The sequence below is a fragment of the Pseudomonas sp. NPDC089918 genome, assembly GCF_050280605.1.
Lineage (GTDB): Bacteria > Pseudomonadota > Gammaproteobacteria > Pseudomonadales > Pseudomonadaceae > Aquipseudomonas.
Genome location: NZ_JBNNVP010000043.1, coordinates 22,262 through 43,246, shown reverse-complemented (window position 1 = coordinate 43,246; position 20,985 = coordinate 22,262). Strand labels below are relative to the sequence as shown.

Below are 20,985 nucleotides of genomic sequence, written 5' to 3'. Positions count from 1 at the left end.
GCTTGATCATCTAATCAACTAACAAAACCATTTAGGATAAAGTCCACTTCAACTGAAACGTCAAACGCCTTGATGTGACTTCATCGTGTATTTTTCACTGCAATGCAGATTCAAAAACTGGCGCGCGCCTGCATCGAAACTGCGCCATCAGGAAAACTGACCCATAACAGCAAGTCGTCACCTTCATGGACAGCATTTAATGTTAGCGTTGCTCCCAGTAAGGCAGGACGAACGCCTCGATAATTAAATAGTTTTACTGGTTTTCCCGCAATACGCTCGGCATAGCCTGCCAGCAAAGTCGCGTTCAGTGGACCGTGTATTACTTGACTCGCATAACTTTCAACATCTCGACAGTAATCAGCGTCATAGTGAATACGATGACCATTGAAAGTCAGTGCTGAATAGCGAAACAACGTGGTTGAGGTAGGCAGCCATTCATAAGAATGAGTGGCTTGCGGCATCTCGGCGAAAGGTTTGTTTGAGTCGGCTGGAGTTGCCTCCTTGTAGACGATGTCGTGATGTTCAGAAATGGCAACTTCACCGGCATGCAAAATTTCATGCAATACGGTGACAAACACCAGCTCGCCACTACGACCTTGTTTGTGCTCGATCGAAACAATACTGGAGCGTTTCTCGACGCTTCCATCCAGCGGCAACGCTTTCTTGAATTCAAGCTGTCCACCGGCCCACATACGATTCGGCAACGGCACGGGAGGCAAGAAGCCGCCTCGCGCGGGGTGACCGTCACGCCCTAACTCTTCAGGCGGCAGTCCGTCAAGAAAATACAACCAGTGCCACAATGGCGGCAATGGATAACCCGAGACCAAATCGCTTTGTGGGATGCCCAGCGTTGCAGCCATCAAACGCGCATGGCGTGAAGACAGGACATCGTGGTCGACATGGGTCTTGCCGATCCATTGGCGCAGGTGTTGAAGATCAATAGTGCTCATGCAGGGACCTCCTCTTGTTTGTTCTGTGTTGCTGTCGCCTGGAACTCTTCGCGCAAGCGATCACTGTGTTCGCCCAGGAGCGGAGCTTTTTCGAATCGTTGTTCGTCCCAAGGAGCGCGTACCGGAGGAGCAATCATCTCGACGTCACCGGTCTCGACTGCCATCGGCCATTTACGAAGGCCCGGATGTTCTGCCATCTCGGCGACGGAGCGCACCTGACCAAAAGCGGTATTGGCCTGACCCAGTTTGTGAATCGCCTGTTCGGCGCTCAGGCTGGCGAAGGACGCGCTGATAAGCGCATCCAGAGCGTCTCGGTTACGGACGCGTTCTGTGTTGGATGCAAAACGAGGATCAGTAGATGCGCCAGTGCCTTCAAGGAACAGGTTAGAAAACTGCTGCCATTCGCGTTCGTTCTGAATGCTGATCACGATGTCTCGCTGATCGCCAGTGGTATAAGCGCCGTATGGAGCAATTGAGGGGTGGCGCAGACCCTGGCGTGTAGGAGCGCCATTGCCATAAATCTCGTGCAGGTAGGGAATTGTCATCCAGTCCGCAGCACCATCGAACAGCGAAACGGAAATCCCGGAGCCCTGCCCGGTTCGCTCTCGTAACTGCAACGCCGAAAGCACGCCAATCGCAGCATTCAAACCTGCCCCGATATCGCAAATCGACACGCCGATGCGGCCATAGCCCTCAGGTGAACCGCTGATGCCGGCCAGACCGCTTTCGCATTGGACCAACAGGTCATACGCTTTCAAACCACTAGCGGGCCCCTCAGTACCGTAACCACTGATGTCGCAAGTGATCAATTGTGGATTCAGTGCACGCAGTTCCGCACTGTCAAACCCTGCGCGAGTAAGGGCGCCGGGCGCCAGGTTTTGCACGAATACATCAGCGCTGGCGATGATCCGTTTCAATAGCATCGCGTCGTCGGCATTCTTGAAATCCAGCACAAGCGATTCCTTGCCTCGGTTGGTCCACAGGAAATACGAAGAGTGACCTTTGGCGGCATCATCATAGCCCCGCGCAAAATCCCCTTCTGCACGTTCGACCTTGATCACCCGCGCGCCCATCTCCGCCAAACGACAGGTACACAAAGGTGCCGCCAACGCCTGTTCGATGGAAACGACGGTAATGCCTTTTAAAGGTTTTGTAGTGGACATCAGGTTCTCCCATTGACAGTTTGCGTGCACAAGTATGTGCAAATCACGGCCAGGGGAGCAGCGAGCTTTTACGAAGGCAACGTTTGTAAAATACAAACACTCTGGGACTTACGAGAGGTTAAATTAGACAAAATCCTCATGATTTTGCCGGAGACTAACGCAATGATGTACGACTTGATCGACCTGAAGGTCTTCTTGGCGGTCGCCGAGGAAAGCAATCTGTCGCGCGGCGCCGAGCGCTGTAATCTGGCCCCCTCCTCAGTCAGTTTGCGCATAAAAGGGCTTGAAGCCAGCCTCGGGACACCCTTGCTGCTGCGCCAGGCCAGGGGGGTGGGATTGACCCCGGCGGGTCATGTGCTGGTCGAACATGCAAGACGCTGCATGGCACAGCTGGAGCAGATGACCACTGACTTGCAACCTTTCGCCAATGGCTTGATCGGCCACGTGACCTTTTTTGCCAACAACAATGCCATCAGCTCATATTTGCCGGATGACCTGGCGCGCTTTTTCTCCAAGTACCCCAATGTCCGCATCACCCTTGAGGAGCGATTGAGCCATGACATTATTTCAGCCGTGTCCTCAGGCCGTGCCGACATCGGAGTCGTAGCCCTGGAGTCCGACCATCCAGATCTGGAATTTCTGCCCTACCGGCAGGACCAGTTAGTCTTGTTAGCACCGCTAAACGGTCGATTTGCCAACCAACATTCGGTCAGCTTTACCGAATGCCTGGGGCTCCCATTTATCAGCCTTCAATCGGGCGCGGCACTGCATACCTTTTTGATGAATCACGCCAGCGCCCTTGGCGGGCGATTAGATGTGCGCGTCCAGGTCTCCGGATTTCGGGCGATTGCCCGTCTGGTCTCATCGGGAGCGGGTATCGGTATCGCCCCACGCTCAGCGTTAGAGGCCGCAGACCTGGAGCGCCTTCAGGTTATCGAGCTTGTAGAAGGATGGGCCAAGCGAGATTTGCGAGTATGCGTACAGCGCAACCCGCGTGAAAAGAACGCGTTGCGAGACAACCTGATAGAGATTCTTTGTCCGCCGAGCAAATAAAAAACCTTTGGGTCGATTACAACTCAATAGATTGGCCTGACCGGGCCAATACGCGTCGAGCTTTGCGAGCGACCGCCTCATCGACCATGAAACCGTTCACCTGCCCGACACCCCGTTGGTTTTCGATCAGAATGGCCCGTGCCTCATCGATTTCATCGGAGGTCGGTGTGAACGCGAGATTGATTGCCGCCACCTGACTCGGGTGGATCGCCGCTTTACCGGCAAACCCCATGTCAGCGGCCTGGAACGCCGCCCGTTCAAGCCCGGACAAGTCGCGAATATCGAAAAAAGGAGAATCGATAGCAGCGATAGCCGCTGTCGCGCACGCGCTCACAAGCGATACACGTGCGAACGTGAGATTCGCTGCAAAGGGTCCACAGCCTAGATCCGCCGCCAGATCCGCCGCCCCGAACATGAGTGCGGCGAGTCGGGGCGTTGCATGAGCGATGTCTGATACCGCCTTGAGTCCGACCGCGCTTTCGATCAAGCCGATCAACTTGGTGCTCAGTCCCTTTTCGCTGAGCAGACGGTCCACTATCTGCAAATGTGCAGCGGATTCGGTTTTGGGAAGCAGCAGAAATTCAGGCTGAACCGGACTTGCCAACAGTTCAAGCACGTCACAAAGCCCCGCAGACGTATCCAGCCCGTTGATACGAATAATGCAAGGGAACGGCGTTTTTTCGGCCGCGTTGAGTGTGGTGAACGCGGTAGCACGAGCACTTTTTTTGTCTTTAGGCGCTATCGCGTCTTCCAGATCAATGATCAAAAGATCGGCGCCCACCTCCTCGGCTTTGGCGAAACGTTCAGGGTGTGTTGCCGGTGTGAAAAGAGCACTGCGCAGACGTACGGACATTTTCTACTCCAGAAGTGGGTGAGGTGCCGCAAGGCGTGCTGTGATCCTTGCCGGCGTGAACCACCATAGCTAGACGAGTCCCAATGGACTATTGTATGGAGCTGTCGATCTTCATATGTTTTACAGATACCTATGGAGCTCCTACCTATGGAACTACGTCACATCCGCTACTTTCTAGCCGTCGCTCAAGAGCAGAATTTCACCCGCGCGGCTCAGAAAATCGGCATCGGACAACCTCCATTGAGCTTGCAGATCCGCGACCTGGAGCGTGAGGTGGGCACCCGGTTATTTCACCGAATTCCGCAAGGCGCAGAATTGACTGCGGCTGGGCAGGCGTTTCATGACCTGGTTCGAAACATACCGGCTCAGGTAGAGCGAGCAACGCATGCGGCTCAACGAGCTGCTCGGGGCGAGTTGGGGGCGCTGCGCATAGGTTTCACTGCCTCCGCAAGTTTCAATCCGGTCGTGGCTACGGCGATTCGCAATTTTCGGCGGGCATACCCGGATGTCGATTTGACCCTGGAGGAAAGCAATACCATTCAATTAATGGCAGGCCTCAAGGAAGGTGACCTGGACGCGGTTTTTATTCGCCCAGGAATAGCTGAAGCTGATCATTTGACGATGCGAACGCTCTCGGAGGAACCGTTACTCGCGGTTCTACCAAAAGATCATGTGGCTGCACGCCAGAAAAAATTGAGCCTGAAAGATCTCAGCCAGGACCCTTTCATTCTCTATCCCAGAGAAGTAGGACCTACCTTATTCGACACCGTTATCGCTGCTTGCCGTGATGCAGGCTTTGATCCGATTTTGGGACAAAGCGCTCCACAACTTGCCTCTGTCGTGCATTTGGTAGCAGCAGAACTGGGAGTTTCGCTTGTGCCGGCTTCGATGCAGCAAGTGCATGCCGCGGGGGTGGTTTTCAAAGAGATAAATGATGTATCACCCATCGCCCGGCTTACGCTCGCCTGGCGTCGCAGTGACAACTCTATTTTCCTGCAGAACTTTATTAATTGTGCAGTCAGTTAACCACACGCTCTGCGCCGGCATGGGAGCCGACTGCTTTCGAAAGCAGTCATTGTGAAGGGCTAAAAAATTTATCCTGTAGTGATCAGTTTTTTCACACCAGCCGAATGAGCAAAAACACCAACAGCACATTCAATACGGCCAGTGAACTCAGGCCCGCTAGCACACCGCTAGCGCCCCAGGTCTGCAACAGGTATCCGCCAGCGAGTGGGGTCAAGGCTTGTCCAATGAGCGAAGGCCGCGCCATACGCCCCATCAGCAAAACATAATGGGTGGGCGACATCAGGGTCAGTGGCAGCAGGCCTCGCACGATCGCCCGCAAACCATTACCCGCGCCGTAGATCACCAGCCCCAACGCAGTCATTGCCGGCGCGATGGTCACCAGCAACAGACCGATTGCCACGAATACCACGCTGATCAATGTCGTCCAGATAGGGTGTCGCTTTCGCGAAAACACTTGTAGAACGCGTGAGCCGACCTGGCTCGGCCCCAGCAAGGCGCTCAGTCCGATGGCGGCTGCAAGCGAGTAGCCCTGCCCCTGCAACAATGAAATCAGCTGGACAGATATCGCCGTCATGATCACTGCACCCAACGCAAAAATCAGCGTGAGCAAAAGATAGATCCGCCGGTCGACAGAGAGGTTTTCATCACTCATGGCATGGCTTTTTGCGAGTTGCCCCGCGCCAGGCGCCAGCACCCAGAGATAAAGCGGTGCCACAGCAATGACCAATAGCCCCCCATAAGCCACGCACGTCGCGCGCCAGCCAATGTGCTCGATGACCAGCGCGACCGCAGGCCATGACAGCGTTGTCGCAAACCCTGAAATAAGCGTGATCCCGGTAATCGCACTGCCCGCGCGCTCCCCGTATAGAGAACCTAAAGCAGCGAATAGTGCTTCATACAGCCCCAGCGCCATACCGACGCCAATCACTGCCCAAGACAAAAGAAACATCGGCAATGAGGTTGAGCTGGCCATCAGAAACAGCCCGATGGCGACACCCAGGCCGCTACTGGCCAGGATGGGGCGGCCGCCATAGCGAGCAATAAGCCGGCTGGTCAATGGCGCCAGCATTGCAGAAACCAGAATGCTCAGCGACAACGCGCCATACACCCATTGGCTGGCCCAACCGGTCTCTCTCATGATCGGATCGGCCATGACGGCCATGAGGAAGAACGAACCTCCCCAGACCAGAACTTGCAGCATCCCCAATATAAAAATGCCGAATACGCCAGGCAGTCGCGTTTGATGGTTCAAGGCAGTGTCATCAGTGGTGAGAAGCTATTACACAGAGGGGCTAACAGATCGAAGGAGAACTCAAAGCATGTGCCCGGCCCAAATCTTGCGACTGACCAAATCGGCAGCAATCTCGATGAAGGCATCCCCGACAAATTTGGCGGCCGGACTGACACGCCTGTCGGCAGGAAAAACCTGAACCAGTTTGCGCATGGGAATGGGGTCGACCAAGGGGGCGGCACTGAGCACGCCAGCTTCGATTTGCGTGTAAATCGATGCCAAAGGCAAAGCGGTCAAGCCGAACCCATTGCAGACCAAGGCGATCATCGCGCCAAAAGAATCCGCTTCGACACTGGTCTTGAGCTTGATCCCGACTTCACGCGCACAATCATCCAGAATCACGCGAAGGCTATGTCGAGCGCTTGGCAATACCAATTGCTGCTCAGCCAAAGACTCGAACGACACCGGCGTATCAAGACGCAGGTTGGCACTGGCGGGACCAACCAGCAGCAAATTCTCCATCATCACCGGTACGATTCGCAGCGTATGCACCGGTTGAGGATCGTAGGAAATGGCCAGTTCCAATTCACCACGCTGGACCCAATCCAGCAAGTAACCGCTGAAGGCCGAGGAAAACCTGACGGCGAGATTTGGATGCTCCTCTCTGATCTTGCGCACCAGAGGGACTGTGACAATTTCCGCCACCGTTGGCGTTGTACCGATGACGACCGTTCCACGAAAAGAAGACCTTCCACCCACCACCGAGCTTCGAATGGACTCCATTTCTTCCATGATGCGGGTGGCATGCGCCAGTACTTCTTTGCCGACATCAGTAATCTCCATGCCTCGCCCATGTCGGTCAAACAGGTAGGCACCGAGTTCTTTCTCCAACAATCGAATTTGTCGACTAAGCGCCGGTTGCGCGATGTGAAGCCGATCGGAAGCTTTGCTGAGACTGCCCAGCTCAGCCACATGAATCAGGGTTTTAAGTTGAACAACATCCATTACCAGGCCAGTCAGAATCGGGCTCGGCGCGATATGCGTCGAAAGTGCTATGAGTGTAAACGCATTTGCGAACCTTGGAGTGCTCCGCAAACCGTGTGTCGTAAGGGCTAGTGTTCTTCGAGCCGGCTGTATCCCCCGGCCCGTCGGGGCTGCAGCCAAGCTATAGAATTTCGACATATCAGTTAGGCCTGACTAACGACTTATTACTCCCTCCACTCTGCGGTAGTTTGCAATCAACGTCGACACCAAGCGCGATCGACTTACTACAAGAATAAGATTCGAGGGTTTGCACCATGATATGCAACGTTTCTCCTTACTCGACCCGGTCGGTTTACCCAGGCAGCGAACAGCTTGCCTCTCGCGTACATCCCCCCTCTTCATTTGCTTTGATCGTCAACAGGCCAAAGCCGCTGCGTTAAGCACATCAATCCGTCGAGCTAACAACGTCGGAGACGCCTCAGTGTGCTCCTCGTATCGTCTCGCCTTGAAGAAAGGGTGAACATCATGTCCGCATCAACCACAGACTCAACCAACCACGCTGCCAAGACCGATCCGGAGAAAAGTCCGAATCGCGTCAAAGCCATCATGGGTGCCTGCTCAGGCAATCTGGTGGAGTGGTACGACTTTTTCATCTACGCCTATACCGCCATCTACTTTGCGGCTTCGTTTTTCCCCAAAGGCGACACCACCACCCAACTGCTCGCAACCGCCGGAGTCTTCGCCGTCGGCTTTTTCATGCGCCCTCTTGGCGGTTGGATTTTCGGCTGGATTGCCGACACTCGCGGCCGCAAGGTTTCGATGATTATCTCGGTGTTCATGATGTGTGCCGGCTCCCTGATGATCGCCGTCATGCCGACCTACGACACCATCGGTATGGCAGCCCCGGTTTTGCTCGTCGTCGCTAGGTTGATTCAGGGGCTGTCAGTCGGCGCGGAGTACGGCACCGGCGCCACCTACATCAGTGAAATCGCGACACCTGGGCGTCGCTGTTTCTATGGCTCCTTTCAGTACTTCACCATCATTGCCGGGCAGCTCATGGCATTGATGACCGTGGTCATTCTCCAGCAAACCCTGACCGGCGAAGAATTGCGCGAATGGGGCTGGAGGATTCCGTTCTTCATCGGCGCCATGAGCTCAATCGTCGTGGTGTATCTGCGGCGCGCCATGCATGAAACCGCCACCAAAAAAGACATGAACCGCAAAGATGCCGGCTCGTTGCGCGGCATGTTCAAGCACAAACGGGCGGTCGCGCTGGTGGTAGCGTTCACCATCGGTGGTTCTTTGTACTTCTACACCTTCACCACCTACATGCAGAAGTTCCTGGTGATCTCCGCTGGCTTCAGTCCGGAAACGGTGAGCTTCATCATGACCGCGGCCCTGGTCGGCTTCATGTTCTGCCAGCCGCTCTTTGGCTTGCTCGCGGACCGTATCGGGATCAAGGCGCACATGCTGATGTTTTCCGGATTGGCCATGCTGCTGGTGATTCCCCTGCTCTATTCACTGCAATCGGTCAGCAGCCCGTTTACGGCGTTCCTGCTGGTGTTTGGCGGTCTGGCCATTGCGTCGCTTTACACCCCGATTGCCGGGATCGTCAAAGCCGAACTGTTCCCGCCGGCAGTGCGTGCTCTGGGCGTGGGCTTTCCGTATGCCGTCGGCAACGCGGCATTCGGCGGCACCGCTGAGTACGTGGCCTTGTCACTCCGGTCCCAAGGCATTGAGGAGTATTTCTTCTTCTATGTCGCAGCCGTAGTGAGCATCACTTTCATCGCCGCGATGCTGATGCCAAACCTGTCGCGCTACGGGTACATCAGCGGTTCCGGTGAGATCGAAGAGCGCACCGGTTTGAAGGGTTGCGCAAAGTCGCACGCTGCGAGCGTTTGAAACACTGACGATTACAGCAGGTAATTGAAAAGGGCCCATGAGATCCATGGGCCCTTTATTGCATCACGATGCCGCGGATTCGGGTAATCGGGGGAAATCTGAAACACCGCCCCATCCGTGAGGAGCGAGACACCGCCGCGCTGAACACTTTGGGTGGCGTGGGGAAGAAACCACTGCCAGTCTCTCGCCCCCCTAAAAGCTTTCGAACAGGTTCAAAGTCCTTGTCATATTGTGTCACGACGCTGAGTAATATTTCGGTGCCACGGTGCACAATTTCAGAATCTTTCGGGCTTCATAAACAAATTTCACCTTCAAACACCACTTGGTCGTTTTTACCTTCCGACGCCGCTCCCTGATTCGCTCAAGGAAAGCATTGATCCCCTACAATTGCGCAGTTGATTCGATGGGAGCAGGGAACTGTTCGCGCACGATATCGACAAGCGCGTCGACCAAAGGATTACTACGGGCAGCATTCCAGGCCAAGGCACTGGTTACTAGTCGAAATTTCTGCTGCAGGGGTCGTATCACTACGTTTTTGGGCGCCAACTTTTCGAGCGCATATGGCACCAGCGCAATGCCTTGGCCGCAACTTACAAAGGCTATCTGCGAACCGATCGAGCGGACCTCATGCATGATTTTTGGACGGAAACCGCATTGCTGACAGCAGCTGACAATGTAGTCAAAAAAAACAGGACTGCCGCTGCGGGCGAACATGATCTGTACTTCTCCAGCCAAGTCTCGCAGATCCACAGACGCTTCATTAGCTAGTGGATGATTTCTGGAAAGCGCTACTGCAAGCTGGTCTTGGACAAGAGCAATCGAGCGGATGGGCTCATAGTAGCCGCCTTCAATTCGTGCGAAAGCCACGTCAATGTCGCCAGACTCCAGTGATGGGATGGCCTCCCCGCTATCGATTTCCCGAATAAACACTGAGATATTCGGGAACCTCTCCTTGAGCTGCTCGATGAGATCAGGGAGCACCTCAAGTAAGGCTGCGTTGATAGCGCCTATTGTCAGGACTCCCGTTTGCCCTGCAACGGCTTCATGTACTGCAAGCTCCAAGCGCTCCAACTGCTCTGCGAATTTTCGTACTGCCGGCATGATCGCCATACCCGTTGGGGTGAGGATCGCGCCCTTGCTGGTGCGTTCAAACAGCTTTACCCGTAGGGAAGTTTCCAGAACCTTGATCTGTTCAGTCAAAGGTGGCTGTGACATGCCCAGCCTTTTAGCTGCACGACCAAAATGCTGCTCCTCGGCGACTGCAAGGAACAGCCAGAGATGCCGGATAAGTCGAAAGTTGATCATAGAAATCCTGAATCAGGCTCGCAAAGCAGGTATCAGCGGTAGCGCATTCGGCGGCTTGGAAAGCCAGACGATCATGCCCCAACGTTGCGTAGGCTTCCCTGATACGACTGGCGTATCGGGAAGTTAGCATATTCGTAATGTACCTGTGGATCATGGCCGTAAATACTTAGGCCATCGTCAACACAGGGCTCCACAATGAATAAGCACGAACGTTTAAGACGACTCGCCGACCTCGACTCCAATACTGTATCCGACGCCCTGGATTTTCTGGGACTTCCTGGAGCTACGAATGGCCTTATGCCTCTTTGGAGTTGCGTAAAAATCGTCGGCCTGGTCAGTACCGTACAACTAGGTCCCAAGGACGGAGACGCTCCTACGGTACATTTGATCAGCCCTGTCATCGACAGCATTACTGATGATGATCGTGTACTTATCATTGCAGGTGGAGTCAACGGTATATCGAGCTGGGGCGACATCCTGGCCAATGCGGCAAAACGAAAAGGTATTCGCGGAACTGTCATTGACGGATTCAGCCGCGACATCAGCGGCAGTGCGTCCATCGACTATCCCGTCTACGGCCGGGGCGTGACGATGATCAGCGCACGCAACCGCCTGGTTCAGATCGATTCCGGAAAGCCTGTAACAGTCGCGAATGTCGAAGTCGCAGAAGACGACTATGTCATTGCCGATGAGTGCGGAACGGTCTTCGTGACAAAAGCTGCAATTGACCAGGTCCTGGATTTGGCAGATCGAATTGCTGCCCGGCAAAACCGAATGGTCGAGGCCGTACGCGCCGGCCAATCCGTTGAGCAAGTGATGCACGACAGCCAATTTGACGCCATCAAAAAGGAGAGCCAAGCATGAGCCAAGTGGAACAGGATTACCTCGTATTGTTTGAAGGGCTCGATACCCCTGCCATTTCTGATGCTATGGACAAGCTAGGGTTGCCCGGTCAGTGCATGAACATCATGCCTTTGAACAACTACTCCCAGTTGGTAGTCGGGCCAGCGTTCACTGTTCAATATGTAAGCGCCAGTACCCCTCCTGGAACGGTAGGTGACTTCATCGATGACGTCAGCCCAGGTGAAGTCGTCGTCATCGCTAACGATGGCAGAACTGATTGCACTGTTTGGGGCGACATCATGACGCAATACGCACTATCTCGAGGCATCGCTGCAACGGTGATCGACGGTGTGTGCCGAGACGTCAACAAGGCATTGAATGAGAACTACCCCATTTTCAGCAAGGGGCGATTTATGCGAACAGGTAAAGATCGGGTACAGGTCGCCTCCGTCAATCAGCCCGTATCGATTGGAACTGCTCGAGTATGCAACGGTGACATCGTGATAGCTGATGCCAACGGTGTCGTCGTTGTACCTCGTGCGCGTATCCATGAGGTCGCTGAGACAGCGCGTCGCATAGAGCATGTTGAGTCACAAATCCGCACCTCTATTGCTACTGGCAAGACCCTTGCCCAGGCTCGAGCTGAATTGGGTTATCACAGTCTGCAGAGCAAGAACTCGTGAGCACGCCCTCGGCAGGCACCCAAGTTACTCACCACAAGGAAATTCGTCGTGCAAAAGTTTGATTTGGACCTGATCCTGAAGGCACAACGCCGACTTCAAGGACAAGTAGTGCGCACCCCACTTCTGAGCTCTGCGATGCTGAATGATATCGTCGGCGCGGATGTTTACGTGAAGGCTGAATGCCTGCAAAAGACCGGGGCGTTCAAGTTTCGCGGTGCCATGTTCAAACTGTCCGAACTGGCACCCAGTGATAGAAACAAGGGAGTTATCACTTATTCGGCGGGCAACCATGGCCAAGCAGTTGCTGCGGCCGCCCACCAGTGGGGCTGTCCGTCAGTAGTCGTGATGCCCGAGCATGCGCCAAAAATTAAGCAGGATAACTGCCGTTGGTGGGGAGCAGAGGTTGTCCTTTACAACAAAGACGTCGAGGATCGTGAGGACGTTACCCAGCGGCTGATTGAAAGCCGCGGCCTGACCTTCGTCTCGCCTTTCGATGACCCCCTCATCATGGCGGGCCAAGGCACCATCGGTCTCGAAATCGCGGAGCAGTTGGCTGAAGTGGGAGCAAGTCCCCACTCCGTGTGGTTGGGTTGCAGCGGCGGCGGCTTGGCATCCGGGACTTTGACCGCAATGCGCGCCAAGTGTGGCCATTTCGAGAGCGTTCTTGTCGAGGCAGAAGGCTATACGAAATGGCAAACAGCGCTGCAAAAGGGGGAACCGGTGAAACTCCAGCTGTTGCCCAAAACGCTGCTCGACGGGATTGCCGGCCCCGCTGTCGGAGCACTCCCCTTCGAAGTATTGAAACCTGTTCAACCGCGTACTGAAGTCGCTTATCTGGAAGATGCCTTCCAAGGCATGCGTGCAGCATTTCAGTACCTCAAACTCGTCCTTGAGCCGGGCGGTGCAGCCGCCCTCGGAACGCTGATTAGAGAAAAGGCGCGTTATGAGGGCAAAACTGTCGTGGTGGTTTGCTCTGGCGGGAACGTTGACCCAGACGTCTTCCTACAAGCCTGGGCCAACTGAGTCATTCATTTTTGAAGCTTTTGGCATCGCCAGAGGCGTGAAGAAAACCATTGGAGACTTTGATCATGAGTAGTGTTCTGGAAAAACTGGCCGCATTGGGTTTGGAGTTGCCGAAGTTCAATACGCGAGGCGGCAACTATCAGTTGTACACCCGTTTTGGGAACCTGATTTATACGGCGGGTCAAGTATGCCTGCAAGACGACGTCTTGCTATACAAAGGAACCGTGGGAACGGAAATTGATATTGAGACCGCCCAGGCCGCGGCGCGAGTCTGCGCACTAAATCTTCTTTCCATTGCCAATGAAGCGAGCGATGGCCAACTCGACCGCATACGTGTTTTGAAGGTTAATGGTTATGTTAAGTGCCTTCCTAGCTTCGAGCAGCAAGCGAAGGTGATTGATGGGGCTTCAAATCTTTTTATAGAGCTTTTCGGCCAAGAGCGCGGCGGCCATGCCCGGGCAGCGGTAGGCGTTGCGGCCATCCCGCGAGGGGCGCCTGTAGAAGTTGAAGCAATCTTTGCGATCGACTGATCACAACAGACGAAGCGTCTCAATACGATCCGGCTATGAAAGCTGGCTGACATAATAAAAACACCCTGCAGTTCTAGAAATCTGCCGTTGATGTACAACAAGTAGAAAATCATGCAGTTGCCACTGAGTTCATCTTGGCTCGGGCTTCATTTCTGGAGGTTTTATGCGTATTCGCAATATTGCCAAACTGATGGCATTGTCTGTTGCATTTCTGTCCCACGAAGGGATGAGTGCAGAGCTATCCGGCACACTAAAAAAAGTAAAAGAATCAGGCACAATCACATTAGCCTACCGTGATGCGGCGATTCCTTTTTCCTACCTCGCCGACGCCTCTGGTGTACCGGTTGGCTACTCCCAGGATATTCAATCCAAAGTTGTCGAAGCATTGAAAAAAGACCTCGACCTACCCAACTTGAAAATACAGTACAACCTTGTCACTTCACAAACCCGAATACCGCTGATTCAAAATGGCACCGTCGACATTGAATGTGGTTCAACGACAAACAATGCCGAACGTCAGCAGCAGGTCAGCTTTTCTGTTGGCATATTTGAAATCAACACCCGACTGCTGACAACCAAGCAATCTTCTTACAAAGATATTGATGACCTTAAAGGACGCAATGTAGTAACCACTGCGGGTACAACCGCCGAGCGACTGCTGCGCTCAACGAACGTTGAAAAACAGTTAGGCATGAACATTATCTCAGCCAAGGACCACGGCGAATCATTCCAACTGTTGGAAACTGGCCGTGCAGTTGCTTGGCTGCAGGACGACGCTCTGCTAGCGGGTGAACGCGCAAAATCGAGGAACCCGGATCGATGGGCTATATCCGGTGCTGCGCAATCTCGTGAGATCTACGGATGTATGTTGCGCAAAGGTGACGATGCGTTCAAGCAAGCAGTGGACGGTGCTATCAAAGCTCTTTATGCATCAGGGGAAATCAACGATATCTACAGCAAATGGTTTCAGCACCCCATACCGCCTAAAGGCTTGAGCCTGGATTATCCGATGCCCAATGAGGTCAAGGAACTTTATGCCAACCCTACAGATCAGCCCGCGCCTGCAACAATGCCGTAAGTCTGCGTTGTAGAGACTCAGGTAACGACTAAAACAGCTATTCAGGAGTCAACATGAATTCTTCCAGCATTAATACTGTTCAGGCGATCACCCCAGAATCTCGCGACATCCACACTGCATTTCGCTCAGTGGTGACCCCACATATCAGCGATAACATGGGGCGTTACATTGGGGTTCGAGGTCTTAATCGCTACAATAAAACAGGAAAAATGGTCGGGAGTGCGCTGACGGTTAAAACCCGCCCAGGTGACAATCTCTACATATACAAGGCCTTGACGATGCTCGAGCCTGGCCACGTGCTTGTTGTGGATGCTCAGGGTGACACCACCAACGCCGTGATTGGCGAACTCATCAAACTCTACGCGTTACAGCGGGGCTGTGTAGGGTTTGTCGTAAACGGTGCAATTCGCGATGTCGCAAGCTTTGAAGACACCCCGTGTTATGCCCGTGATGTGGTGCATTGTGGTCCTTATAAAACGGGTCCAGGGGCAGTCAACGTTCCGGTATGCATTGGCGGGATGATCGTAAACCCGGGAGACATCATCGTCGGCGATGAGGATGGCATTGTCGGCTTTCCCGCTTCGGCCGCAGACCACCTGCTTGCCATGGCTCGCACGCATCAAGCCGCTGAGGATCGCGTAAAGGCAGAAATCGCAACGGGGGCATTCAACCAGTCGTGGATTGAAAGTGTCTTGATCAAGGCCAATCTTGCTTAAACACGAGAAGCCGATAATAGGGGCCTGCCACCGTCGGCTCCTGTTACCCGAGGGCCTATTGCTAAAAGGACGATAAAATAAAACTATACATAGAAGCACCTTGATTATGATTCGGCCAAATGGCACCTATTTTTTTGAAGCACTGCGGCCTGGAGTCAGTGAAATCGCTAAGGAAATCATAGGTCAACATCAATAATATTGATCGTTACTCTATTTAACCTTTATCTCTGGCATTTATCTTCCACTCGCAAGCTATAGCGCTTTGGCATACCTGTTATCCATCACAAGCCATACCACACCCTGATTGGCAGTGGTAGTCTAAATCCGTCATATGTCAAAACAACAACAACAGGATACGGCAATGATCACACACACTAGAAAACACCCTCTATTGCCACGAAAAGACGCTACTTTGGCAACTGAAAAAAATATAGAAGCACCTAAGTATTGGCGCCAGCACTGCATATCCTTCTACAAGCGCAGCGTCAAAAAACAGTACTTCACCCTCATCATTAAAGCCTGCCAAAAATTAAGTAGAACCGACATTAGCAAACTCGGCGCGTACCAATCGCCGTATTAGCTAGCGCATGGGTCTAGAAGAACCCGTTTAACTAATTTGAGGATTTCCTGATGCGTGTTTCCCCTAAATTATTGAGTGTCGCAATTGTAGCAGCAATCATCAGCCCGTCATTAATGGCTGCTGAACTCACCGGCACTCTTAAAAAAATCAAAGAGTCGGGTACCATTACTGTCGGCCACCGCGACTCATCTATACCGTTTTCCTACATCGCGGACGCTTCTGGGATGCCGATCGGCTATTCTCAAGACCTCCAACTTAAAATCGTCGAATCCATCAAGAAAGAGTTAGGCCTCCCCAACCTAATAGTTAAATACAACCTGATTACCGCTCAGAATCGTATCCCACTGGTTCAGAATGGCACCGTAGACTTGGAATGTGGTTCGACGACAAATAATGCAGAACGCGCACAACAGGTTAACTTCTCAGTAGGGATATTTGAAGTAAGCACTCGCCTCTTGTCCAAAAAAGACTCAATCTACCAAGACTTTGAAAACCTGAAAGGCAAGAACGTGGTCACCACCGCTGGTGGTACATCCGAGCGCCTGCTTAGAGTAATGAACGCTGACAAGCAGATGGGTATGAACATCATCTCAGGGAAAGACATTGGCGAGTCATTCCAAATGTTGGAGACCGGACGAGCCGTCGCATTCATGCAAGACGATGCCCTATTGGCAGGTGAAAGGGCCAAAGCCAGAAATCCCGGTGAATGGGCAGTAACAGGCACCGCACAATCACAGGACATTTACGGCTGTATGATGCGCAAGGGGGACGAACCTTTCAAAAAAGTGGTGGATGACGCTATTAAAGCCACTTTTTCCTCGGGCGAAATCAATGCTATTTATGATAAATGGTTCAATCAACCCATCCCCCCAAAAGGCCTAAACCTTAACTTTCCCATGAGTCCTGCACTCAAAGAACTCATTGCCAACCCTGTCGACAAGCCTGCACCTGCAGCAACTCTTTAATTACATCAATGATCTGCTCATGGCCGCCATACGCGGACATGAGGCAGTTGCATGCACGAAAATATTTGTTCGGAAGGCATTTCCATGAATTACAACTGGGATTGGGGCGTATTCTTTAAGTCCACTGGAGTGGGACATGAAACCTATTTCGATTGGTTTATTTCAGGTCTTGGCTGGACCATCGCTATAGCAGTAGTGGCCTGGATTATTGCATTGCTGCTGGGATCGGTGCTCGGTGTTATGCGAACCGTGCCAAATCGTATCGTGTCGAGCATTGCTAGCCTGTATGTAGAGGTGTTCCGTAATGTCCCACTTTTAGTGCAACTATTTATCTGGTACTTCCTGGTACCAGATTTACTGCCTGAACACCTGCAGGAATGGTACAAACAAGACCTTAACCCAACCACCTCGGCCTATCTAAGTGTAGTCGTATGTCTCGGTCTTTTCACGGCCGCTCGTGTCTGTGAACAAGTCCGCACAGGCATTCAGGCGCTGCCTCGGGGCCAAGAGTCCGCCGCGCGCGCCATGGGCTTCAAACTGCCGCAAATCTATTGGAACGTGCTGCTGCCTCAGGCCTACCGGATCATCATTCCGCCGCTTACCACCGAGTTTCTAGCCGTGTTCAAAAACTCATCAGTGGCTTCGCTGATTGGCCTGATGGAACTGCTCGCGCAGACCAAACAAACCGCTGAATTCACCGCAAACCTGTTCGAAGCCTTCACCCTGGCCACCCTGATCTACTTCACGCTGAACATGGGCCTGATGCTGCTAATGCGTATAGTCGAGAAGAAAGTCGCCGTGCCCGGCCTTATTTCCATAGGGGGTAAATGATGGAATTCGATTTCAGCGGCATCATTTCTTCCCTACCCGGACTGTGGAACGGCATGGTCATGACCTTGCGACTCATGGCGATGGGCGTCGCCGGAGGGATTATCCTCGGCACGATCCTGGCCTTGATGCGCCTGTCCCACAACAAGCTGTTGTCGCGCGCCGCCGGCACCTACGTGGACTACTTCCGCTCCATTCCACTGCTGCTAGTGATCACTTGGTTTTACTTGGCTGTCCCGTTCGCGCTGCGCTGGATCACTGGCGAAGACACCCCGATCGGCGCGTTCGCCTCGTGCATCGTGGCCTTCATGATGTTCGAAGCCGCGTACTTCTGCGAAATCGTCCGAGCCGGCGTGCAGGCGATTCCAAAGGGCCAAATGAGCGCGGCTCAGGCGTTGGGCATGAGTTACGGCCAAACCATGCGCCTGATTATCCTGCCGCAAGCATTCCGTAAGATGACCCCGTTGCTACTACAGCAGAGCATTATCCTGTTTCAAGACACCTCGCTGGTTTACACCGTTGGCTTGGTGGACTTCCTCAATGCCTCGCGTGCCAGTGGCGACATCATCGGCCGCGCGAATGAATTCCTGATCGTTGCTGGTCTGGTGTATTTCACTATCAGCTTTGCCGCCTCGTTGCTGGTCAAGCGTCTGCAAAAAAGGTTCGCTGTATGATCTCTATCAAGAACGTCGACAAATGGTATGGAAATTTCCAAGTACTTACAAAATGCAGCACTGAGGTCAAGCAAGGTGAAGTGGTGGTCGTTTGCGGCCCATCCGGGTCAGGCAAGTCCACGTTAATCAAATGCGTTAATGCGCTAGAAGCCTTTCAGAAAGGCGATATTTCCGTTGACGGCACTTCCATCAACAGTCCGAAGACCAACTTGCCGAAACTGCGTTCACGCGTCGGCATGGTGTTCCAGCATTTCGAACTGTTCCCGCACCTGACCATCACCGAAAACCTGACCATCGCGCAGGTCAAGGTGTTGGGGCGTAGCAAGGTCGAGGCCACCAAAAAAGGCCTGCAACTGCTTGAGCGCGTCGGTCTATCGGCCCACGCCCACAAGCACCCAGGCCAGCTCTCCGGTGGCCAGCAACAGCGTGTGGCGATTGCCCGTGCGCTAGCGATGGACCCGGTGGTCATGCTGTTCGACGAACCAACCTCGGCACTGGACCCGGAAATGGTCAACGAAGTACTCGATGTGATGGTGCAACTGGCCCACGAAGGCATGACCATGATGTGCGTGACCCACGAAATGGGCTTTGCCCGAAAAGTGGCGAACCGGGTGATCTTCATGGACCAGGGCCAGATCATCGAAGACTGCCCCAAAGAGCAATTCTTCGGCGACATCAGCGCTCGCTCTGAACGAGCGCAGCAGTTTTTGGGCAAAATTCTGCAACATTAAACTAGTCAATCCTGCGTCCGATTTGTCGGGCGCAGACCTGTTCAGTATGTCTCACAGCCCCTCTGCCAAATAGATGGGAATAAAGTCCGTACTGGAAACTGGATTGTGCAATCCATATTCTATTCTAAATCAGTGCAGGGAAAATTCCGGGAGATATATTCTCTTATTTTGGTTTTATTGTGGAGCAATTACTAACGGAGGCAGTACAAAGCAATCGTTTCTGACTGCACCGCCCTAAACATGCACGTGCAACGCTCGCAAAACACCAATGTAACAGCACACAAACTCTTACTCATACAACAGAAAGACAAAAGGACTGACATTAACTACGAATTACCTCACATCAAATAATAATTTTTACATCCTCGTGCTATTTACACAAAAAAACAAGGCTTCTGAAGATCCTCCACTTCTATCGTGACGGACTGGAAAGCTCTTGCACTTGCTGATGTTGCCTAACACAAAAAGACGGAGCGCTATTGATGAACAATAAAAAAACAGTCGCAATCTTCATGCTTGGTGGTATTGCCCTCAGTACCCAAGCGCACGCCGACTTCCTGAGTGACAGCAAAGCCACCCTGGGGATGAGAAATTTCTACTTCAATAACGACAACCGCGACGGCACGGCCGTGCCTTCGAAAACCGAAGAGTGGGCACAGGGTTTCATGCTCGATTACAAGTCGGGCTACACCGATGGCACGGTGGGTTTTGGCGTCGACGCACTGGGCCTGATGGGGATTACGCTGGACAGTGGCAAGGGACGTCACGTCGGCAGCTCGATGATTCCTTCAGAGAGTGATAACAGCGCTGTCGACGAATGGAGCCGATTGGGGTTGACCGGCAAGGTCAAAGTCTCGAAAACCGAACTGCGCCTGGGCACGCTGATGCCCAAACTTCCAATCCTCGTCTCCAACGACGGCCGACTGCTGCCGCAGACCTTCGAAGGTGGCCAGATCACCTCGGGCGAGTTCAAGGATTTGACCCTCACAGGAGGCCGAATCGAACATGCAACAGGTCGGGGCTCAAGCGATCAGACCGGGTTGGCCGCCACCGGCGGCACCCGTGAAAGCAACGCGTTCGACTTCGCCGGCGGCGACTGGAAAATCACCAAGGACCTGACCGCCCAGTATTACTACGCCAACCTGGACAACTACTACACCCAGCAGTTTTTCGGCCTGATCCACACGCTGGCAATCGCGGACGGTCAATCGCTGAAAACCGACTTGCGCTACTTCAAGACCGATTCATCCGGTAAAAACAGCTCAGGCACTTCAGGCTACAAAATCAGCGGCTACACCCAAGGCAATGATGGCGAGATCGACAATCGAACCTGGAGCGCCGCGCTGATTTACACGGTGGGTGGCCATGGCCTCACAGCGGGTTATCAAAGCGTTTCCAGTGGCAGCAACTTCACGCAGCTCAATCAGGGCGGCCTGGCCAACAAGGGTGCCGGCGGGACCAGCCTGTACCTGTATACCGATCGCTTGATTCAGAGTTTCACTCGTGCGGGCGAGCGCACAGCCTTCGGCCAGTATGCTTATGACTTTGCCGCCATGGGGGTGCCCGGCCTGAAAGCGTCCGTCATGTACCTCAGCGGCGACGATATCAAGACCACCTCTGGCGACACCCAGAAGGAATGGGAGCGGGACATCAGCCTGGATTACGTGATTCAGTCCGGTTCGCTTAAAGGGGTCGGATTCGGATGGCGTAATGGCAAGTCCAACAGCGAAGCGGCGCGTGACCAAGATCAGAACCGGGTATTTGTAAGTTACAGCCTTCTGCTTCTCTAATTTAATACCGTAAAGTACTGCGCGCATTTTCGAGGATTCTAGTCTGGTCGCTCTGCCTCAGCGCTGGCACTTAACCA

20 protein-coding genes are annotated in these 20,985 nt (G+C 53.4%); 14 read left to right on the top strand and 6 right to left on the bottom strand.

The features are described from left to right. Positions 1 to 110: 110 nt before the first annotated feature. Together ACQKPC_RS24705 and ACQKPC_RS24700 are read right to left on the bottom strand one after the other, a co-directional pair. Complete coding sequence (locus tag ACQKPC_RS24705) at positions 111 to 950, bottom strand: FAS1-like dehydratase domain-containing protein (RefSeq protein ID WP_427626939.1); 840 nt, start codon at positions 948 to 950, stop codon at positions 111 to 113. Beyond that, the gene (locus ACQKPC_RS24700; RefSeq protein WP_427626937.1) at positions 947 to 2,113 is read right to left on the bottom strand and encodes a CaiB/BaiF CoA transferase family protein; all 1,167 of its coding nucleotides are present in this window, start codon (positions 2,111 to 2,113) and stop codon (positions 947 to 949) included. Before ACQKPC_RS24700 ends, ACQKPC_RS24705 begins: the two co-directional genes overlap by 4 nt. Positions 2,114 to 2,137: 24 nt before the next feature. Between ACQKPC_RS24700 and ACQKPC_RS24695 the strand changes: the two genes are divergently transcribed. After that, the gene (locus tag ACQKPC_RS24695) at positions 2,138 to 3,166 is read left to right on the top strand and encodes a LysR family transcriptional regulator (protein WP_427626935.1); all 1,029 of its coding nucleotides are present in this window, start codon (positions 2,138 to 2,140) and stop codon (positions 3,164 to 3,166) included. A gap of 16 nt (positions 3,167 to 3,182) precedes the next feature. Here ACQKPC_RS24695 and ripC read toward each other — a convergent pair whose 3' ends face one another. Further along, complete coding sequence (gene ripC, locus ACQKPC_RS24690) at positions 3,183 to 4,019, bottom strand: itaconate degradation C-C-lyase RipC (protein ID WP_427626933.1); 837 nt, start codon at positions 4,017 to 4,019, stop codon at positions 3,183 to 3,185. A 147-nt stretch (positions 4,020 to 4,166) separates the two neighbouring features. On the opposite strand from ripC, the gene ACQKPC_RS24685 reads away from it, so the two are divergent. Continuing rightward, positions 4,167 to 5,045: a LysR family transcriptional regulator gene (locus tag ACQKPC_RS24685; protein WP_427626931.1), complete on the top strand. Its 879-nt coding sequence runs from the start codon at positions 4,167 to 4,169 to the stop codon at positions 5,043 to 5,045. 91 nt (positions 5,046 to 5,136) lie between these two features. Here the strand turns inward: ACQKPC_RS24685 and ACQKPC_RS24680 are convergent, their stop codons facing one another. Together ACQKPC_RS24680 and ACQKPC_RS24675 are read right to left on the bottom strand one after the other, a co-directional pair. Continuing rightward, the gene (locus ACQKPC_RS24680; protein WP_427626971.1) at positions 5,137 to 6,246 is read right to left on the bottom strand and encodes an MFS transporter; all 1,110 of its coding nucleotides are present in this window, start codon (positions 6,244 to 6,246) and stop codon (positions 5,137 to 5,139) included. Between the two features lie 111 nt (positions 6,247 to 6,357). Beyond that, positions 6,358 to 7,299, bottom strand: coding sequence for a LysR family transcriptional regulator (locus ACQKPC_RS24675; protein WP_427626969.1), 942 nt, complete (start codon positions 7,297 to 7,299; stop codon positions 6,358 to 6,360). Between the two features lie 486 nt (positions 7,300 to 7,785). Between ACQKPC_RS24675 and ACQKPC_RS24670 the strand changes: the two genes are divergently transcribed. Continuing rightward, entirely contained in the window at positions 7,786 to 9,162 is a 1,377-nt protein-coding gene (locus tag ACQKPC_RS24670; RefSeq protein ID WP_427626929.1) for an MFS family transporter, read from the top strand. A gap of 381 nt (positions 9,163 to 9,543) precedes the next feature. Here the strand turns inward: ACQKPC_RS24670 and ACQKPC_RS24665 are convergent, their stop codons facing one another. After that, positions 9,544 to 10,467: a LysR family transcriptional regulator gene (locus tag ACQKPC_RS24665; protein ID WP_427626927.1), complete on the bottom strand. Its 924-nt coding sequence runs from the start codon at positions 10,465 to 10,467 to the stop codon at positions 9,544 to 9,546. A gap of 195 nt (positions 10,468 to 10,662) precedes the next feature. Between ACQKPC_RS24665 and ACQKPC_RS24660 the strand changes: the two genes are divergently transcribed. From ACQKPC_RS24660 to ACQKPC_RS24610, 11 genes are all read left to right on the top strand, one after another. Further along, positions 10,663 to 11,331 (top strand): RraA family protein, encoded by a 669-nt coding sequence (locus ACQKPC_RS24660; RefSeq protein ID WP_427626925.1) that lies wholly within the window; start codon positions 10,663 to 10,665, stop codon positions 11,329 to 11,331. Beyond that, a complete protein-coding gene (locus ACQKPC_RS24655; protein WP_427626923.1) occupies positions 11,328 to 11,993 on the top strand; it encodes an RraA family protein in 666 nt (221 codons plus the stop codon). Before ACQKPC_RS24660 ends, ACQKPC_RS24655 begins: the two co-directional genes overlap by 4 nt. A gap of 48 nt (positions 11,994 to 12,041) precedes the next feature. After that, a complete protein-coding gene (locus ACQKPC_RS24650; protein WP_427626922.1) occupies positions 12,042 to 13,016 on the top strand; it encodes a threonine ammonia-lyase in 975 nt (324 codons plus the stop codon). 65 nt (positions 13,017 to 13,081) lie between these two features. After that, positions 13,082 to 13,546 (top strand): RidA family protein, encoded by a 465-nt coding sequence (locus ACQKPC_RS24645; RefSeq protein ID WP_427626920.1) that lies wholly within the window; start codon positions 13,082 to 13,084, stop codon positions 13,544 to 13,546. Between the two features lie 190 nt (positions 13,547 to 13,736). Beyond that, positions 13,737 to 14,624 (top strand): transporter substrate-binding domain-containing protein, encoded by an 888-nt coding sequence (locus ACQKPC_RS24640; RefSeq protein WP_427626967.1) that lies wholly within the window; start codon positions 13,737 to 13,739, stop codon positions 14,622 to 14,624. A gap of 53 nt (positions 14,625 to 14,677) precedes the next feature. Further along, a complete protein-coding gene (locus ACQKPC_RS24635) occupies positions 14,678 to 15,340 on the top strand; it encodes an RraA family protein (protein ID WP_427626918.1) in 663 nt (220 codons plus the stop codon). 630 nt (positions 15,341 to 15,970) lie between these two features. Next, on the top strand, positions 15,971 to 16,885 hold the full coding sequence (locus ACQKPC_RS24630; RefSeq protein WP_427626916.1) for a glutamate/aspartate ABC transporter substrate-binding protein: 915 nt from the start codon (positions 15,971 to 15,973) through the stop codon (positions 16,883 to 16,885). A gap of 84 nt (positions 16,886 to 16,969) precedes the next feature. Continuing rightward, the gene (locus ACQKPC_RS24625) at positions 16,970 to 17,716 is read left to right on the top strand and encodes an amino acid ABC transporter permease (RefSeq protein ID WP_427626965.1); all 747 of its coding nucleotides are present in this window, start codon (positions 16,970 to 16,972) and stop codon (positions 17,714 to 17,716) included. Next, positions 17,716 to 18,387 (top strand): amino acid ABC transporter permease, encoded by a 672-nt coding sequence (locus ACQKPC_RS24620; protein WP_427626963.1) that lies wholly within the window; start codon positions 17,716 to 17,718, stop codon positions 18,385 to 18,387. The genes ACQKPC_RS24625 and ACQKPC_RS24620 overlap by 1 nt, the downstream gene beginning before the upstream one ends. Continuing rightward, the gene (locus tag ACQKPC_RS24615) at positions 18,384 to 19,118 is read left to right on the top strand and encodes an amino acid ABC transporter ATP-binding protein (protein ID WP_427626914.1); all 735 of its coding nucleotides are present in this window, start codon (positions 18,384 to 18,386) and stop codon (positions 19,116 to 19,118) included. Before ACQKPC_RS24620 ends, ACQKPC_RS24615 begins: the two co-directional genes overlap by 4 nt. A 482-nt stretch (positions 19,119 to 19,600) precedes the next feature. Further along, positions 19,601 to 20,908, top strand: coding sequence for an OprD family porin (locus ACQKPC_RS24610; protein WP_427626912.1), 1,308 nt, complete (start codon positions 19,601 to 19,603; stop codon positions 20,906 to 20,908). Positions 20,909 to 20,985 lie beyond the last annotated feature (77 nt).

What these genes read in the sequence shown, in the direction of transcription:
- ACQKPC_RS24705 (WP_427626939.1), bottom strand. Translation starts at nt 950, where the DNA reads ATGAGCACTATTGATCTTCAACACCTGCGCCAATGGATCGGCAAGACC.
- ACQKPC_RS24700 (WP_427626937.1), bottom strand. Translation starts at nt 2,113, where the DNA reads ATGTCCACTACAAAACCTTTAAAAGGCATTACCGTCGTTTCCATCGAA.
- ripC (WP_427626933.1), bottom strand. Translation starts at nt 4,019, where the DNA reads ATGTCCGTACGTCTGCGCAGTGCTCTTTTCACACCGGCAACACACCCT.
- ACQKPC_RS24685 (WP_427626931.1), top strand. Translation starts at nt 4,167, where the DNA reads ATGGAACTACGTCACATCCGCTACTTTCTAGCCGTCGCTCAAGAGCAG.
- ACQKPC_RS24680 (WP_427626971.1), bottom strand. Translation starts at nt 6,246, where the DNA reads ATGCTGCAAGTTCTGGTCTGGGGAGGTTCGTTCTTCCTCATGGCCGTC.
- ACQKPC_RS24670 (WP_427626929.1), top strand. Translation starts at nt 7,786, where the DNA reads ATGTCCGCATCAACCACAGACTCAACCAACCACGCTGCCAAGACCGAT.
- ACQKPC_RS24665 (WP_427626927.1), bottom strand. Translation starts at nt 10,467, where the DNA reads ATGATCAACTTTCGACTTATCCGGCATCTCTGGCTGTTCCTTGCAGTC.
- ACQKPC_RS24660 (WP_427626925.1), top strand. Translation starts at nt 10,663, where the DNA reads ATGAATAAGCACGAACGTTTAAGACGACTCGCCGACCTCGACTCCAAT.
- ACQKPC_RS24655 (WP_427626923.1), top strand. Translation starts at nt 11,328, where the DNA reads ATGAGCCAAGTGGAACAGGATTACCTCGTATTGTTTGAAGGGCTCGAT.
- ACQKPC_RS24645 (WP_427626920.1), top strand. Translation starts at nt 13,082, where the DNA reads ATGAGTAGTGTTCTGGAAAAACTGGCCGCATTGGGTTTGGAGTTGCCG.
- ACQKPC_RS24640 (WP_427626967.1), top strand. Translation starts at nt 13,737, where the DNA reads ATGGCATTGTCTGTTGCATTTCTGTCCCACGAAGGGATGAGTGCAGAG.
- ACQKPC_RS24635 (WP_427626918.1), top strand. Translation starts at nt 14,678, where the DNA reads ATGAATTCTTCCAGCATTAATACTGTTCAGGCGATCACCCCAGAATCT.
- ACQKPC_RS24630 (WP_427626916.1), top strand. Translation starts at nt 15,971, where the DNA reads ATGCGTGTTTCCCCTAAATTATTGAGTGTCGCAATTGTAGCAGCAATC.
- ACQKPC_RS24625 (WP_427626965.1), top strand. Translation starts at nt 16,970, where the DNA reads ATGAATTACAACTGGGATTGGGGCGTATTCTTTAAGTCCACTGGAGTG.
- ACQKPC_RS24620 (WP_427626963.1), top strand. Translation starts at nt 17,716, where the DNA reads ATGGAATTCGATTTCAGCGGCATCATTTCTTCCCTACCCGGACTGTGG.
- ACQKPC_RS24615 (WP_427626914.1), top strand. Translation starts at nt 18,384, where the DNA reads ATGATCTCTATCAAGAACGTCGACAAATGGTATGGAAATTTCCAAGTA.
- ACQKPC_RS24610 (WP_427626912.1), top strand. Translation starts at nt 19,601, where the DNA reads ATGAACAATAAAAAAACAGTCGCAATCTTCATGCTTGGTGGTATTGCC.